At 72.4% G+C, this 14,746-nt stretch carries 15 protein-coding genes; 7 read left to right on the forward strand and 8 right to left on the reverse strand.

The window, feature by feature from the left end; genetic code table 11:
* Window positions 1–584, forward strand: a 584-nt coding sequence (locus Vau01_RS54540) for a LysR substrate-binding domain-containing protein (RefSeq protein WP_239152766.1), incomplete at its 5' end; no start/stop codon positions are given.
* On the opposite strand, the gene Vau01_RS54545 is transcribed toward Vau01_RS54540, so the two are convergent.
* Window positions 581–1,555: an RNA polymerase subunit sigma-70 gene (locus Vau01_RS54545; RefSeq protein WP_204009845.1), complete on the reverse strand. Its 975-nt coding sequence runs from the start codon at window positions 1,553–1,555 to the stop codon at window positions 581–583. The genes Vau01_RS54540 and Vau01_RS54545 overlap by 4 nt on opposite strands.
* A gap of 121 nt (window positions 1,556–1,676) precedes the next feature.
* Between Vau01_RS54545 and Vau01_RS54550 the strand changes: the two genes are divergently transcribed.
* Window positions 1,677–3,104, forward strand: coding sequence for an MFS transporter (locus Vau01_RS54550; protein WP_204009848.1), 1,428 nt, complete (start codon window positions 1,677–1,679; stop codon window positions 3,102–3,104).
* Window positions 3,105–3,119: 15 nt separating this feature from the next.
* Window positions 3,120–3,863 carry an isocitrate lyase/PEP mutase family protein gene (locus tag Vau01_RS54555; protein WP_204009850.1) on the forward strand — a complete coding sequence of 248 codons (744 nt, stop codon included), beginning with the start codon at window positions 3,120–3,122 and terminating at the stop codon, window positions 3,861–3,863.
* Here Vau01_RS54555 and Vau01_RS54560 read toward each other — a convergent pair.
* Window positions 3,853–4,983, reverse strand: a complete 1,131-nt coding sequence (locus Vau01_RS54560) for an FAD-dependent monooxygenase (protein ID WP_204009858.1) — start codon at window positions 4,981–4,983, stop codon at window positions 3,853–3,855. The genes Vau01_RS54555 and Vau01_RS54560 overlap by 11 nt on opposite strands.
* Window positions 4,984–5,083: 100 nt before the next feature.
* Here Vau01_RS54560 and Vau01_RS54565 point away from each other — a divergent pair, with 100 nt between their 5' ends.
* Window positions 5,084–6,073: a TetR/AcrR family transcriptional regulator C-terminal domain-containing protein gene (locus Vau01_RS54565; protein ID WP_204009866.1), complete on the forward strand. Its 990-nt coding sequence runs from the start codon at window positions 5,084–5,086 to the stop codon at window positions 6,071–6,073.
* Here Vau01_RS54565 and Vau01_RS54570 read toward each other — a convergent pair.
* A complete protein-coding gene (locus tag Vau01_RS54570) occupies window positions 6,042–6,488 on the reverse strand; it encodes a GNAT family N-acetyltransferase (protein WP_204009869.1) in 447 nt (148 codons plus the stop codon). The two genes, Vau01_RS54565 and Vau01_RS54570, sit on opposite strands and share 32 nt — an antisense overlap.
* A 7-nt stretch (window positions 6,489–6,495) precedes the next feature.
* A complete protein-coding gene (locus tag Vau01_RS54575; protein ID WP_239152768.1) occupies window positions 6,496–8,091 on the reverse strand; it encodes a methyl-accepting chemotaxis protein in 1,596 nt (531 codons plus the stop codon).
* A gap of 175 nt (window positions 8,092–8,266) precedes the next feature.
* On the opposite strand from Vau01_RS54575, the gene Vau01_RS54580 reads away from it, so the two are divergent.
* Both Vau01_RS54580 and Vau01_RS54585 read left to right on the forward strand, forming a co-directional pair.
* A complete protein-coding gene (locus Vau01_RS54580) occupies window positions 8,267–9,544 on the forward strand; it encodes a methyl-accepting chemotaxis protein (RefSeq protein WP_239152771.1) in 1,278 nt (425 codons plus the stop codon).
* A 25-nt stretch (window positions 9,545–9,569) separates the two neighbouring features.
* Entirely contained in the window at window positions 9,570–10,589 is a 1,020-nt protein-coding gene (locus tag Vau01_RS54585; protein ID WP_204009889.1) for an aldo/keto reductase, read from the forward strand.
* 61 nt (window positions 10,590–10,650) lie between these two features.
* Here the strand turns inward: Vau01_RS54585 and Vau01_RS54590 are convergent, their stop codons facing one another.
* The 3 genes from Vau01_RS54590 to Vau01_RS54600 all read right to left on the reverse strand — a co-directional run bounded on the left by Vau01_RS54590 (window position 10,651) and on the right by Vau01_RS54600 (window position 13,321).
* Window positions 10,651–11,775, reverse strand: coding sequence for a hypothetical protein (locus Vau01_RS54590; protein ID WP_204009892.1), 1,125 nt, complete (start codon window positions 11,773–11,775; stop codon window positions 10,651–10,653).
* The gene (locus Vau01_RS54595; protein ID WP_204009895.1) at window positions 11,772–12,281 is read right to left on the reverse strand and encodes a SigE family RNA polymerase sigma factor; all 510 of its coding nucleotides are present in this window, start codon (window positions 12,279–12,281) and stop codon (window positions 11,772–11,774) included. The genes Vau01_RS54590 and Vau01_RS54595 overlap by 4 nt, the downstream gene beginning before the upstream one ends.
* An 86-nt stretch (window positions 12,282–12,367) precedes the next feature.
* Window positions 12,368–13,321, reverse strand: coding sequence for a LysR family transcriptional regulator (locus Vau01_RS54600; RefSeq protein ID WP_239152773.1), 954 nt, complete (start codon window positions 13,319–13,321; stop codon window positions 12,368–12,370).
* A gap of 71 nt (window positions 13,322–13,392) precedes the next feature.
* Here Vau01_RS54600 and Vau01_RS54605 point away from each other — a divergent pair, with 71 nt between their 5' ends.
* Entirely contained in the window at window positions 13,393–13,788 is a 396-nt protein-coding gene (locus Vau01_RS54605; protein ID WP_204009898.1) for a hypothetical protein, read from the forward strand.
* Here the strand turns inward: Vau01_RS54605 and Vau01_RS54610 are convergent.
* Window positions 13,785–14,708: an aminoglycoside phosphotransferase family protein gene (locus Vau01_RS54610; protein WP_204009901.1), complete on the reverse strand. Its 924-nt coding sequence runs from the start codon at window positions 14,706–14,708 to the stop codon at window positions 13,785–13,787. The genes Vau01_RS54605 and Vau01_RS54610 overlap by 4 nt on opposite strands.
* Between the last annotated feature and the right edge of the window lie 38 nt (window positions 14,709–14,746).

The raw sequence follows: 14,746 nt of genomic DNA on the forward strand, positions 1-14,746 counted from the left end.
GCTCCGTCATGAGCTCGCTGGTGCCGGAGGCGGCGGTCGCCCTGGCCGAGCAGCATCCCGGCCTCGAACTCGGCCTCACCGACGCCCACCCGGAAGACTCGCTGGAGCAGTTGCGGGCCGGCCAGGTCGACGTCGCCGTGATCTTCCGCTACGAGGAAACCTCCCCCGAGGACGACACCATCCGCCTGACCCACCTGCTCGACGACCCGCTCTACCTGCTCACCACCACCGGCGGCGGCGGCACCCTCGCCGACCACGCCCGCACACCCTGGATCGCCGGCTGCGAACGCTGCCGGAGCCATCTCGTCGAGATGTGCGAACGCGCCGGTTTCTCCCCGCGCCTGGCCTACACCACCGACGACATGGTGGTCATGCAGAGCCTCGTCGCGGCCGGCATGGGCGTCACCACGATCCCCGGGCTGGCCCTGCGCGCGCACCGCCACCCCGCGATCACCGCCACCCGGCTCCCCGTGCCGCCGCGCCGGATCTACGCGGCCACCTACGGCGAACCACCCGACCCACCCGCCACCGCCACGCTCGTCGCCACCCTCACCGCCGCTGCCGCCGCGATGACCACGCACTAGCCTTCCGGGCGGGCGGGCAGCTCGAAGAGGGTGAAGATCGCCGGGTCCAGGAACGCGTGCAGGGCCGCGATCTTCCCGTCGCGCCATTCCGGCACGTGCAGGCCGACGGGTTTCCAACCGTTCTTGTACAGGGCCGTGGCCGGCACCCCGTTCGCGTCCGTGCGCAGCATGCGGACGTTGTCGCACGGGGCGATCCGCGCCCGCAGCCACCGCCCGAACACGTCGCTGCCGCGGAGCCAGAACGCGTACGGCGGCATCGAGACGACGACGTCGTGGTGCAACAGCGACACGATGCCGTCGATGTCGTACCGCTCGAACGCGTCGACGTACCGCTGCAACAGCCGGGCGTCGACCGGTTCGTCCACGGACTGCCCGCCGTTCGCGGTGCTGTCGCGGCGGGCCTCGGACAGGGCCGCCCGGGCGCGCCGCAGTGCGCTGTGCACCGCGTCGACCGTGGTGTCGAGGAGCGTCGCCACCTCGGCGGCCCGCCAGCGCAGCACGTCACGGAGAATGAGCACCGCACGCTGGCGCGGCGCGAGGTGCTGGAGTGCCGCGATGAACGCCAGCCGGATCGAGTCGCGCGACACCGCCAGGTCGGCCGGATCCACCTTCCAGGACGGCACCGGAGAGATCCATACCGACTCCGGCTGCGGCGTGCCCAGCATTCCCCGGCCGTCGTCGGGAGCGGCGATGTCCATCGGGAGGGCGCGCCGGCGGCGGTCGTTCGCGGCGTCGACGCAGACGTTGGTCGCGATCCGGAACACCCACGGGCGGAGGCCGGACCGGTCGTCCAGGCGGCCCAGGCCCCGCCAGGCCCGGATCATCGTCTCCTGGACCGCGTCCTCCGCGTCGTGGGACGAGCCGAGCATCCGGTAGCAGAATCCCAGCAGCGGCCGGCGCAGTTCGGCCAGCTGCCGGGCCAGCTCCTGGGCCGGCTCCTGGGCCAGCTCGGTCTCGACGGCAAGGGTCATCGCGGCACCTCCGTGGAAAGACGTCCATCAGGTGCAGACACCCGCCGGGGCCGAAAGTCGTCGGGGTGCGACCGGCGTCACTACCCGACGAGTTTTCGCCGCGCCGACGGTTCCAGCCGGCATGGTCAATCAAGCGACACGCTCCAGGCCCGGGCTCCTTCTCGCCCTGGTGTGCGGCGCGCAGTTCATGATCACGCTCGACATCGCGATCGTGAACGTCGCGCTGCCGTCGATCCAGAGCGAGCTCCGGCTGGATCAGCCGGACCTGCAGTGGGTGGTGATCACCTACGTTCTCGTGCTCGGCGGGCTGCTCCTGCTCGGCGGCCGGGCCGGTGACCTGTTCGGTCACCGGCGCATGCTGCTCGTCGGCCTCGGGGTGTTCTCCGCCGCGTCCCTGACCGCCGGCCTGTCCGGCTCGTTCGCGCCACTCGTCGCCTCCCGGGCGGCGCAGGGCGTCGGGGCGGCGCTGATCGCACCGGCCGTGCTCGCCGTTCTCGTCGGCGCGTTCGCCGAAGGGTCGGCGCGGAACCGGGCCCTCGGCACGCTCGGCGCGGTGAGCGGCAGCGCGGCGTCGGTCGGCGTCGTCGTCAGCGGGGTGCTGACCGCGAGCGCGGGCTGGGAGTGGATCTTCTACATCAACGTTCCGGTCGGCGTCGCGATGCTGGCCCTGATCCCGCGGTACGTTCCCGCCGACGGGGCCCCGACGCGCGGTCGCGCCGACATCGCGGGCGCGGTGACGGTGACGGCCGGGCTGACGGCCATCGTGTACGCCATCAACCGCAGTGTCGACGACGGCTGGACCGCCGCGTCCACGATCGGTTTCCTGGCCGCCGGCCTGGCCGCGCTCGCGGCGTTCGTCCGGATCGAGCGGCGCGCGGCGGTACCGGTCGTCCCGCTGGCGATGTTCCGCCGGCCGACGCTCAGCGCGGCCAACCTGTGCGCGGCGCTCGCCTACGCCGCCTTCTTCGCGACGATCTTCCAGGCGTCGCTGTTCATGCAGCAGGTGCTGGGGTACTCCGCGCTGCGTACGGGCGTCGCCTATCTGGCCATCGCCGCGACCGCCCTGCTGACCGCGGCCGGCCTCGCACCGCGGCTGCTCGCGCGGGTCGGCGCCGGATGGACCCTCGCGGCCGGGCAGATCTCCACGGCCGCCGGGCTGCTGTGGCTCGCGCGGGTACCGGCCGACGCCGGCTACTGGGCCGACCTGTTCCCCGGCTTCGTCCTCGTCGGCGTGGGCGTCGCCCTGTCGTCGGTGGCGGCACAGGTGGCCGCGTTCATCGGCGTCCCTCGGGAGGTCAGCGGCCTGGCCGGCGGCATGGTCGAGACCTCGCGCGAGATCGGCGGCGCGTTGGGCACCGCGATCGTCGCGTCGGTGGCGATCGCCACCGCCGCCACCGCATTGCGGACGGGTGACGCGTCGCCGGCCGCCGCGCTGACCGACGGATTCCGGCGCGGCTCCCTGGTCGCCGCCGGCTTCACCGTCGCCGGTGCCCTGGCGGCCGTCATGGTCCTCCGGCGCGCCGAACGCTCCGCCACCGTCCACCACTGAATCCAGGAGACACCGATGAACCTGACAGAGAACGCCGCCCGCCTGCGGTCGCTCCACCGGCGCGGCGAGCCGCTCGTCCTGGTCAACGCCTGGGACGTGGCCAGCGCCCAGCGGGTCGTCGCGGCGGGCGGGCGCGCCGTCGCCACGTCGAGCGTCGCGGTGGCGGCGTCCCTTGGCCTGCCCGACGATCCCTCGACCCCGCGCGGACCGGTGTTCGACGCGATCGGCCGCATCGCCGGCGCCGTCGACGTACCGGTCACCGCCGATCTGCTCGACGGGTACGGCCTCGACCCCGACGACCTCGTCGACCGCCTGCTCGCCACCGGCGCGGTCGGCTGCAACCTGGAGGACTCCGACCATGCGCACCCCGGCGAACTCCTCGACCCCGACGTGGTCGCCGACCGCATCGCCGCGGTCCGGGCCGCCGCGACACGCGCCGGCGTCGACGTCGTCGTCAACGCACGCATCGACGGCTACCTGCACCACGGGCCGGAGGCGACCGCCGACGTGCTGAGCCGGGCCGGCCGCTACCTGGACGCCGGCGCCGACTGCGTCTACCCGATCCGGCTGACCGACCCGGCCACCGTCGCCCGGCTGGTGGAGCGGCTCGACGCCGCCGTCAACGCCAACCTCTCCCCGCAGGTGCGCGTGGCCGACCTGGCCGCGGCCGGCGCCAGCCGGATCTCGATCGGTCCGCGGGCGTTCCACGCCGCCCTCGCGGCCGTCGACCGGCTGGCCGACGACCTCCTCACGGCGTGAGGAGGGCGGTGCCGTCGTCGACGGAGATGGCGCGCTTCGCGCGTTCGATCGACTCCTCCGACGCCGGCCCGCCGGGGTTCTCGGTGGCCAAAGCCTGGTTGACCGTGACGAACGGGCGCATGCGCCGCTCGTAGCCGGCGAAGCCGGTCACGTGGTCACCGCCGGCCGCTGCCAGTTCGGCGGCGAGCACGTACGCGCCCACCAGGGCCAGGCTGGTGCCCTGCCCGGACAACGGCGACGCGCAGTAGCCGGCGTCACCGAGCAGCGCGACCCGCCCGCGCGACCACGAGTCGATCCTGATCTGGGCCATCGCGTCGAAGTAGAAGTCCGGCGCCGTCCACATGCCGGCCAGGAACCGCGGCACCTCCCAGCGCATCGCGGCGAACCGGTCGGCGATGAGCCGGCGCTGGGCGTCGAGGTCGCGGTGGTCGTAGCTGATCGGACCGGACATGAAGCCCAGGTTCACCCGCAACTCGGTGTTCTGCCGGGCCGGGTAGATGCCGCCGCCGAGGTCTCCGTCGCGGAACCAGAGCTGCCAGTCCTCCAGGCCCAGGAAGTTCTCCATCGTGTACACCGACAGGTAGGTGCCCAGGTGGTGGATGTAGTCCGCCTCGGGGCCGAACGCCAGCCGCCGCACGGTCGAGTGCAGCCCGTCGGCGCCGATCACGAGGTCGAAGGTGCGCGGCGCGGTGCGCTCGAACGTCACCCGGACGCCGCGGTCGTCCTGGTCGAGCGTGACGACGGAGTCGTCGAAGAGGTACTCGACGTCGTCGCCGGTCCGCTCGAACAGCAGCTGCGTGAGGTCCTCGCGCAGTACCTCGATGTCGTCGCTGTCCAGCCGGCCGCTGCTGATCGCGTGCTCGGTGGAGCGCATCAGTTCCGTGCCGTCGCCGTCGAGCACGGACATGCCATGCATGCGGGTCCGCGATTTCTGCAGCTCGCCGAGCAGACCCATCCGGTCGACCACGTCGAGGGCCACCCCCCGGACGTCGATCGCCTGCCCGCCGACGCGCAGCGCCGGAGCGCGTTCCACGATGGTGACCGCGAAGCCGTGCCGGTGCAGCCAGTACGCCAAGGCGGGGCCGGCGACGCTCGCACCCGAGATCAGTATCTTCTTCATGCCACCGAGCGTACGGTGTACATTCAGAGGTGAACAGGCTCTGAACTGCATATCTACCCTAGTACAGGGACAGCGTTTGTGTACTAGTACAGGAGACACGATGACCGAGCCGCCGTATCAGCGCATCGTCGCTGACCTCCGTCGCCGCATCGCCGCGGGCGAACTCCGCCCCGGCGACCGGGTGCCCTCGACGCGTCAGCTCACCATCCGCTGGGGCGTCGCGCTGGCCACCGCGACCAAGGCGCTGGCGACGCTGCGCCAGGAAGGGCTGGTGCGGGCGGTACCGCGCGTCGGAACGGTCGTCGCCGAGCCGGCTCCGGCACCGGCGTCGAGGCCGGGAGTAGCGGCCGGCGCGGGCGGCGCGGCCGGCGGGGCCGGAGCGGAGCGTGACCTGAGCCGGCAGCGGATCGTCCAGGTCGCCATCGAGGTCGCCGACGCCGAGGGCCTGGAGGCGTTGTCGATGCGCGGGATCGCCGCCCGGGTCGGTGCCGCGACGATGTCGACGTACCGGCACGTCACCAGCAAGGACGACCTCGTCATGCTGATGGCCGACGCGGCGTTCGGCGAACTGCCGCCCGCGACCCACGACGACGGCGCGGGCTGGCGGGAGCGGGTGGCGGGAGCGGTGCGCACGCTGTGGACGCTGCATCGACGTCACCCCTGGTTGGCCCACCTCAGCCCGCTCACCCGCCCGCTGCCGCTGCCGCACCTCCTCGCGCACGGCGAACAGATCCTCGCGGCGTTCGCCGACACCGGCCTCGACCCGCACACCACGCTCGACCTTCAGGTGCTGCTGTACAGCTACGTGCAGGGCCTCGCGATCAACATCGAGCGGGAAGCGCACGCCGCGGCCACCACCGGCGTCTCCGAGGACGAGTGGATGCGGCAGCAGGGTCCCGCGATGGGCGCCATCGCCGCCACCGGCCGGTACCCGGCCTTCACCCGGCTCATGGACGCGTTCGCGGTGGGAGGGTACGACCTCGACCTCGACCGGATCTTCGAGCTGGGCCTCGGGCTCATGCTCGACGGGCTCACCCCGATGGTCGAGGCCGCCCCGGTCAAGAACGGGACGCGTACCGCACCCGGGTGAAGGGCCAGTCGGCGGCGAGCCATCGCGACACCGCGTCGTGCAACGGCCCGTCCAGGTCGGCGTGATCGGCACTCACCCAGGACCGGACCGAGACGATCGTGCGGTCGTCGCGCGCCGGGTACATGTACACGCAGCCGATCACGTCGTCGCCCGGTACCCGGATCACGGAGTAGGTGAAGCCGGTCCGCTCGGCGAAGTCGTCGGCGTGCCGGCGGAGGTCGGCGAGATTCTCGTCGAGAGGCATCCCGTTCGCGGGTGGCCAGCTCCCGGTCTCGAAGCCGGGTGTCGACCGGATGTGGTCGATGCTGCCGGTCCAGGCGGCGTGATCCCGCTCGTTGTGCTGCGGGCCGAGCGGCTCCAGGCGGAACCGTTCGGTCACCAGTTCTCGCGGCACGGCGAAGTCATCGGGAACCATGAGTGCATTACACCCGATACGCGGCGACCAGGGTCCGGAGTTCCGTCGACATCGCGGCCAGCGTCGTGGCGGTGTGCTGGGTCTCGTCGGCGCCGCTGGTGACGGCCTCCGCCGTCCGGGCGACACCGGCGATGTTCGTGGCGATGTTGGCGGCGCTGTCGGCGGTCTCGCCGACGCTGCGGGAGATCTCGGCGGTCACCGCGGTCTGCTCCTCGACGGCCGACGCGATCGTCGTCGTGTAGTCGTTGACCCGGCCGATCACGTCGGAGATCTGGCCGATCGCGGTGATGGTGCCGTCGGTCTCCTGCTGGATCGCGGCGACCCGCGAGGCGATCTCGCCGGTGGCGCGGGCCGTCTCCTGCGCCAGGTCCTTGACCTCGCCGGCCACCACCGCGAAGCCCTTGCCCGCCTCACCCGCCCGGGCGGCCTCGATGGTGGCGTTGAGGGCCAACAGGTTCGTCTGCTCCGCGATCGACGTGATCAGCTTGACCACCGCGCCGATCTCGGCCGACGACAGCCCGAGTTTCTGCACCGAACCCTGTGCCTGCTCGGTGATCTGGGCGGCGTCGGCGGCGACCCGCGACGCTTCCGTGGCGTTGGTGGTGATCTCGCGGATCGCCGCGCCCATCTGTTCGGCGCCGGAGGCAACGGTCTGCACGTTGCCCGAGACCCGGTTCGCGTCGCCGGAAACCGTGCCGGCCTGTTCGGCGGCGGTCTGCGCCGACGTGGACAACTGGGTGGCGACGCTGGACATCTGCGCCGACGCGCCGGCCAACTGCTCCGAGTTGGCGATGACCCGCCGGACCATGTCGCCCACCGCCGTGGCGGTGGCGTTCAACGTGGTGGCGAGTTCGCCCAGCTCGTCGCGGGTGTGCACGACCACCCGGGCGGTGAGGTCGCCGTCGCCGATCCGGCGCAGCGCGGCCATGCAGCGGTCCAGCGCGTTGGAGATCAGCCGGGCCACGCCGACGGACAACGCGAGGCCGAACAGCATCGTGACGATCAGCACGGTCAGCACGACGTTGCGGGTGTCCCGGAAGTCCTTGTTCGCCTGGATCTGCTCGGCCTTGGCGTCGGCCAGGGTGGCGCCGACGAGGGCGTCCAGGGAGCTGTTGATGGCCTCGGTCAGCGGCGCCACCTTCGTGGTGCGCACGGCTTCGATGCCGGCCAGGTCGCGGCGGGCGGCGAGCGGTTGCTGGTCCTCGGTCAGCGAGGCCTGCCACTGCGCCCAGGCGGTGTCGAACGTCGCCAGCACCCGCAGTTCGTCGTCGTTGAGGGGGTAGGCGCGCAGCTTCGCCTCGGCGTCGGCCACGGCCTGCGCGGTCGTGCCGATCGCCTGGGTCTTCGCCGCCACCGTGGTCGCGCTCTGGGCCAGGAACAGGTCGAGGGAGTTGATCCGGGCCCGGTACACCGCGTCACGCAGCGATCCGGCCGCCTCCACCACGTGGGTGTGCCGGGACACCGTGTCCACCCGGGAGGCGGTGTCCGACACCTCCGCCAACGCGAACAGACCATCGATCATGCTCAACGTCGCCACGATCGCCACCGTCGCGATGATCTTCGTGCGGATCCGCCGGTCGGTGAACCACCGTAGGCCGGACAACCGCGTCGAACCGTCACTGGTAACCACACCGAGCCCCCTGTCAGTCCGGCAACCCATCGGCACCCGGACCGGACAGTTGAGCCGAACCCGCCCGGGTCGCTCAGGTCTCCGATCGGGCCGCCGATATGGGGGACAACCGTTCCGCCCACGGCCCGGCACGAGGGAAGGACCCGAGGTGGCGTTTCGCGACTTGGTTCCGGAGATCCGGCTCTCCGACACCGCCTTCGCTGCCCGGCATCGCGCCCTCCGTGTCATTCTCTGGCTGCACGTTCCACTGGTCGCCGGCGTCGCGGTGTTCAGCGGCGAGGGCACCACCGGCCACCACCGCTCGGTGCCGTGGGCGCTGGTGGTCCTGATCCTCCTGTGCGCGCTGATCGGTGACATGCCGCGGTCGCACCGCGGCCGGGCGATCACGGTCAGCGTCGGCCTGCTGCTGGGCGCGTACGGCCTGGTGCATGCCGGCGGCGGCCTCACCGACCTGCACTTCCACTTCTTCGTGGTGCTGGCGCTGGTGGGCCTCTACCAGGACTGGCTGCCGTTCGCGGTCGCCGTCTCGACGGTCGCCTTCCACCACCTGGCGGTCGGCCTGGTCGCGCCCGATCAGGTCTTCTCCGACCCGAGAGCACAGGCACACCCGTTCTGGTGGGCGCTGCTGCACGCCGTCTTCGTCCTCGCCATGTGCGCCGCGCAGGTCGTCTACTGGCGGTTCGCGGCCGAGACCCAGGAGGAGACGGAGCGGGTGAAGGCCGAGGCGGCGCAGGTGGCGGAGCAGACGCTCCGTCAGGCGGCCGACGAGGCCAGCCGGCGGGAGGCGAACGCGGCCCAGTCGGCGGCCAGCGAACTGGAGCGCAGTTCCGGACTGGCCCGCGAACTGGAGCAGGTGCTCACGCGGGTGGCCGACACCGGCAACCGGCTCGGATCCGAGGCCGGCGACGCGTTGCTCGCGTTCGAGACGACTCTCAGCGACGCCGGCACCACCGTCGCGAGCGGTACCGCCGAGATCGGCTCGGCCCTGGCGACCGCGAACCGGGCCGTCGAAGCGATCGACCATCTCGGCGCGGCCGTCGCCGACATCTCGAACATCGCCGGGCTCATCCAGGCGGTGGCCGACCAGACCAACCTGCTGGCGCTGAACGCCACGATCGAGGCCGCCCGGGCCGGCGACATCGGCAAGGGCTTCGCGGTCGTCGCCGGCGAGGTCAAGGAGTTGGCGTCGCAGACGGCCAGCGCCACCGGACGCATCGAGACCACCGTCGAGGACGTGAAGAGACAGGCGTCGAACGTCACCGCGGCGGTGCGCGAGGTCAGCGAGCGGCTGGCGTCGGTGACCTCCCTGCAGGAGCACATCCGGCAGGTGATGGCGGAGCAGAGCGAGATGACCGCACGCACCCGTGACCTGGTGATCGCCGCGGCCCGGGAGGTCGCCGACTCCGCGGCCGCCGCACGCCAGTAGGCGTCACGGCGCGTAGATTCGGGCAATGTCCGTATCCACTATGGAACTCGGCGACGGCCTCACCGTCAGCCGCATCGGCTTCGGAGGCATGGCGCTCAGCGACGTCTACGGCGAGACCAACCCCGACGACGCGTTGCGCACCCTCCACCAGGCGGTCGACCGGGGTGTGACGTTCATCGACACGGCCGATGTCTACGGCGAACCGCGTCCCGGCACCGAGGGGCCCGCGGGCACCAACGAGGAGCTGATCGGCCGGCTGCTCGCCGACCGGCGCGACGAGGTCCAGCTCGCCACCAAGTTCGGCATCACCGGCGAGGTGACCGACGGGGTCGCCACCCGCGGCGACCGGGCCTACGTCCGGGCCGCCTGCGAGGCGTCGCTGCGGCGGCTCGGCACCGACGTCATCGATCTTTACTACATGCACCGGCGCCAGCTCGACCTCCCGATCGAGGAGACGGTGGGCGCGATGGCCGAGCTCGTCGCGGCGGGCAAGGTCCGCCATCTCGGCCTGTCCGAGGTGACGGCGACCGAACTGCGCGCCGCCGCGGCCGTCCACCCGATCGCCGCGATCCAGAGCGAGTGGAGCCTCTGGTCGCGCGACGTCGAGGCCCGCGTCGTGCCGGCGGCACGCGCGGCGGGCGCCGGGTTCGTTCCGTACAGCCCGCTCGGACGCGGGTTCCTGACCGGCACGCTCACCCCGGAGCGGGTGGCCGGCGGCATGCTGCGCGACCACCCGCGGTTCACCGAGCACTTCGCGGCCAACCAGCGGGTCGTCGACCTCGTCCGCGAGGTCGGTGAGGAGACGGGTGCCAGCCCGGCACAGGTGGCGCTGGCCTGGCTCTACGCCCAGGGCGAGGCACTCGGGCTGCCGGTCGTGCCGATTCCGGGCACCCGGTCGGCGAAGCGGGTGAGCGAGAACGCCGGCGCCGTCGAGGTTCGGCTGACCGCCGAGCAGAAGGCGCGGCTGGACGGTGCCGCCGACCTCGTTCAGGGCGGCCGCAACCTCACCACCTCGGCCGACTGGATCTCCTCCGGCCGCGAATGAAACGCGAACAGACCGCAGCGGCGCCGGCCGGTCGCTCATCGCGGCCGGCCGGCGCCGTGAACTACCGGGTGGTGACGCCCAGCCAACCGAGATCGGGACCCGGTCCGACCTCGATCGCGGCGGCCGTGGCGAGCAGGTCGTCCCGGGACACGTCGGGAAGGACGCTGGACACCGTCAGCTTCAGGCCCGACGCGAGCTCGACCACGACGTAGACGTGCTGGAACGGCATCGGTTTGGGGCCCTCGATATCGCGGATCACGATGCGGGCCGGCCGGCCGGCGACGGTGATCGACTCGCCGCCGTCGGGGGCGTCGGTGCTGCGCCCGAGCCGCGCGTAGATTCCACGATCGGGATCCTGGCCGCCCTCCTTGACGTCCTTCTCGGACGTGGGCGGCGGGCTGGCCCCGGGGATCTTGCCGTAAGCGGTGAGCTCCAGCTGCCACCGGTCGGCGGAGTCGCCGGCGAACTGTGCGAGCTTCGGCGCCATTCCGGTGGGCAGCCAACCGAACCTCATCGGCACCGCCACCTGACCCGGGTCCGGCTGCACCGAGCGCGCGATCCGCAGCAGGTCGGCGTCGGACACGCCGGCCTCGACGTTGTGGATGAAGATCACCGTCTGCGGGTCGATCAACCAGTGCAGCGACGACTTGCCGTCACCCGGCGCGGGGCTCAGGCGGCCCGGCCTGCCGTTGATGTCGACCGCCTGCCCGTAGTCACCGAACTGGTCGGCACCGTTCTCCGCGTCGACGGCACCGAACTCCAGGCGGGAACCACCCATGTCGAAGCCGGCGCCCGCGTCGGACCGCTTCCAGAACCGCACCGGCCCGTCGTAGCCGAAGTCGGGCCCGAGTGGCACGCTGCGCGACCGCTCGGTCAGTCCGGCCGGCAGCCAGGTCGGCCGGTACCGCAGGCCGACCGCGGCCGGCGCCGCCGGGCCGGCCGACGCCGACGAGGACATTTCGGCGGCGGGGCCGGCGCCGCGCGGCGCGGGGGCGTCGTCGAGCGCGAGCACCGGCACGGCGAACGCGGCGAGCGCCGCCGCGGCGACCAGGCCACCGGCCAGCGAGCCGTACCGGCGGCGGGTGCGGCGGGCGGCCCGGCGCGGCAGTGCGGCGCGCACCCGGTCCGGGTCGGGGGCGCGGTCGGCCTGGCGCTGCAGCGCCTCCCGCAACAGGTTGTCGGTCATGCCGGGTCTCCAAGGGTCGTGACGAGCGGAGCGGGCAACGACTTGCGCAGGGTTGCCAGGGCTCGCGAGATGAGACTGCGTACGGTGACCGACCGGCAGCCGAGCAGGTCAGCGATCTCCTCGTCGGGCAGGTCCTCGTAGAACCGCAGGGCGACGGCGGCCCGCTGCCGCGGCGGCAGCGCGGCGACCAGTCGCAGCACCGCGTCGCGGTCGTCCACCGCGGCCGACGGGTCGGCGGTGGGTGCCACGTGGAGGTCCAGGTGCTCCCACGCCAGCGGAACCACGCGCGCCGCCCGGCGACGCCGCCAGGACAGGAACTCGTTGAGGACCATCCGCTTCACGTAGCGCTCGGGAGCGTCCACCGCGCTGATCCGCGCCCAGCGGGCCTGTGCGCGCACCAGTACGTCCTGCGTGATGTCCTCGGCCAGGTACGCGTCGCAGGTCACCACGGTGGCGTAGCGCAGCAGCGCACCGAGCCGGAAGGCAACGAACTCGTCGAACGTCACGGGCGGGCCACCTTCGAAGCCGGCTGATCGGTCCACTTCGAAACGCACCGACCCCGCCGGATTGTGGCAGCCGCGCCAGGATTTCTTCAGCTACCTCTTCGGCGACCGACCCACCAGGCGGGTCGCCAGGCCGGCTCGGGGACGCGCGGCAGGCTTTCGAGGTGGGTGATGACCGCCCGGAGCCCCGGGTGCGGACCCGTTGCGGGGAGGATGAGCGCGAGCGGGTACGCGATCACCGGGTCCACGAGGGGGATGCGGCGCAGGTCGTGGTTCGTCGGCCAGATGTAGCGGTCGCGCGACCCCACGAGCGTGGCGACGTCGGCGGACTCCGCGAGGGTGTCGAGGAGCACCTCGTCGCCGAAGTGCGGGCCGGCCGCGTCGACGCGGAGGTCGAACTCGGTGGCGAGCTGGTCGTAGAACTCCGACCACTCGCTCCGGGGCGCGATGCCCGGCACCCAGATCCGGTGCCCGCTCAGCTGCGCCGGCGTCACCGTGCGCGCCGACGCGAGCGGATGCTTCGGCCCGACGAGAAGTTCCGACGGGGAGTCGAACGCGTGGATCATCCGCAGACCGCGTGGCAACCTGGCCGGGTCGGTGACGGTACGGAACGACGCGTCGACGTCGCCCGCCTCGACGGCGGCGGCCGCCTGGCGCGGGTCGTTGACCCTGAGCGTCACCACGTCGAGGTCGGTTCCGGGATGCGACCGCCAGTAGTCGTGCAGCACCACCGCCTGCGCGCTCCGCAGGCCGAGAACGTCGATCCGCAGCGCCCGGGAGCCCGGCCGCACCGCGGCGACGGCGCGTTCGACACCCGAGACGATGCCGCGCGCGTGCGGGAGAAACGCCTGACCGTCGACCGTCAGCTCGACCCCACGGGCGGTCCGGGTGAACAGCCGGACCGCGAGCTCACGCTCCAGCGTGGCGATCCGCTTGGAGACCGCCTGCTGCGTGACGCCCAGCTCGTCGGCCGCGTGTTGCAACTGCCCGAGCTCGGCCGCCCGCACGAACGATCGCAGCGCCTCGGTGTCCACCGCGGTCATGTTAAGTCATGCTCAAACCCTTGCGCCGCAGCCTTATGCGGTGCCGGTGCGTGGGAATACGCTCCCGATCCATGCAACCCTGCCAACTGTGCGGAAGCACGCCGGCCACGAAAATCACCATCGGCGCATTGACCGGAATGGTGATCGCATTCCAGGTCCGCACGTTCCGGGGTTGGTTCTGCCGCAACTGCGGGCTCGCGGTCTACCGGCAGCAGACCGCGACGACCCTCAAGACGGGGTGGTGGAGCATCACCGGGCCGGCCGTCGTCCCGCTGTTCCTGCTGTTCAACCTCTTCTGGTGGGCGAAGATCACCCGCCTGGGCCCGCCGCTCCCGGCGCCGGGCGCCCGTCCGGCCGACCCGGGTAAGCCGCTGTTCCGCCGGCCGGTCGCGCTCATGCTCCTCATGGCGGTGCCGGTGGTTGTGGTGGCCGTGTCGTGCGTCGCGTTCGGGATGCTGGGTCTTTAGCGCCGCAGTGCGCGGGCGATGGCTCGGTCCGGCTCGGTGCTCCAGGCGGTGTCGCTGTTCTCGGCCTCCCACAACGCGTTCTGGAGGATGCGGGCCAGCGTCCAGCCGATCGCGCGCTGCCGGTCGAGCCCGAGGATCTCGGTCATCAGGTCGAAGCGCCGGCGAACGGCCCGCGGCACGTCCGCGGTGGCCACCACGTCGTCCCACCGGTTGTGCAGGGCGGCGAGCAGTTCGAAGCCCGGGTCACCGATCAGCGGCTTGGGATCGATCGCCAGCCACCGGTCCGGATCGTCGAGGGTGGCCAGGACGTTGTCGAAGTGCAGATCCCAGTGCAGCAACCGGTCACCGGGCTCGGCGACGAGGTCGGCCACCACGGCGGCGCAGGTGCCGATGAGGTGCCGCTCGTCCGGGTCGGCGACCGTGCCGAGGGCGTGCGGCACGCGGTCGAGCATGGCGGCGGCAACGTCGCCGAGCCGGCGGATGCCGGGCGGGGCGGGCACCGCGTGCAGGCCGGCCATGATCCCGGTGAGGATCCGCAACGCCGCCAGGTCGTCCCGGATCGCCCCGAGGGTACGGCCGGCGTCGAGCCGCTCCAACAGCATGGAGCCGGTGTCGGGGTCGTGCCGCAGCAGACCGACCGCGCCGTGCCCCCGCCATGCCCGCAGCGCCGCCGGTTCCCCGCCGGTCTCGTCGTCGACGGGCTGCAACTTCAACACCGCCGGCGTCCCGTCGGCGCACCGCACCGGCAGGATGAGCGCGACCGCCCCGAACCCGGGCGGTCCGTCGAGCGTGAGCTGCCACCGCTCCAGGCACGCCGCGGCAAGCCCGGGAAGCCCGTCGATCCAGCCCCGTCCGGCGGCACCGAAGAACTGCGCGTGCGAGGCCACCAACGCCTCGGGCACGACCACCCTCCCGGTCATGGCCGCCACGCTAGCAACCGGTTCTGCTCAACTGCCGT

Source organism: Virgisporangium aurantiacum (assembly GCF_016863635.1).
In the GTDB taxonomy this organism is placed as follows: Bacteria; Actinomycetota; Actinomycetes; order Mycobacteriales; family Micromonosporaceae; genus Virgisporangium; species Virgisporangium aurantiacum.

Bases quoted from the DNA above. Each gene is read 5' to 3' on its own strand.
- Vau01_RS54545 (WP_204009845.1), bottom strand. From the start codon at position 1,555: ATGACCCTTGCCGTCGAGACCGAGCTGGCCCAGGAGCCGGCCCAGGAG.
- Vau01_RS54550 (WP_204009848.1), top strand. From the start codon at position 1,677: ATGGTCAATCAAGCGACACGCTCCAGGCCCGGGCTCCTTCTCGCCCTG.
- Vau01_RS54555 (WP_204009850.1), top strand. From the start codon at position 3,120: ATGAACCTGACAGAGAACGCCGCCCGCCTGCGGTCGCTCCACCGGCGC.
- Vau01_RS54560 (WP_204009858.1), bottom strand. From the start codon at position 4,983: ATGAAGAAGATACTGATCTCGGGTGCGAGCGTCGCCGGCCCCGCCTTG.
- Vau01_RS54565 (WP_204009866.1), top strand. From the start codon at position 5,084: ATGACCGAGCCGCCGTATCAGCGCATCGTCGCTGACCTCCGTCGCCGC.
- Vau01_RS54570 (WP_204009869.1), bottom strand. From the start codon at position 6,488: ATGGTTCCCGATGACTTCGCCGTGCCGCGAGAACTGGTGACCGAACGG.
- Vau01_RS54585 (WP_204009889.1), top strand. From the start codon at position 9,570: ATGTCCGTATCCACTATGGAACTCGGCGACGGCCTCACCGTCAGCCGC.
- Vau01_RS54590 (WP_204009892.1), bottom strand. From the start codon at position 11,775: ATGACCGACAACCTGTTGCGGGAGGCGCTGCAGCGCCAGGCCGACCGC.
- Vau01_RS54600 (WP_239152773.1), bottom strand. From the start codon at position 13,321: ATGACCGCGGTGGACACCGAGGCGCTGCGATCGTTCGTGCGGGCGGCC.
- Vau01_RS54605 (WP_204009898.1), top strand. From the start codon at position 13,393: ATGCAACCCTGCCAACTGTGCGGAAGCACGCCGGCCACGAAAATCACC.
- Vau01_RS54610 (WP_204009901.1), bottom strand. From the start codon at position 14,708: ATGACCGGGAGGGTGGTCGTGCCCGAGGCGTTGGTGGCCTCGCACGCG.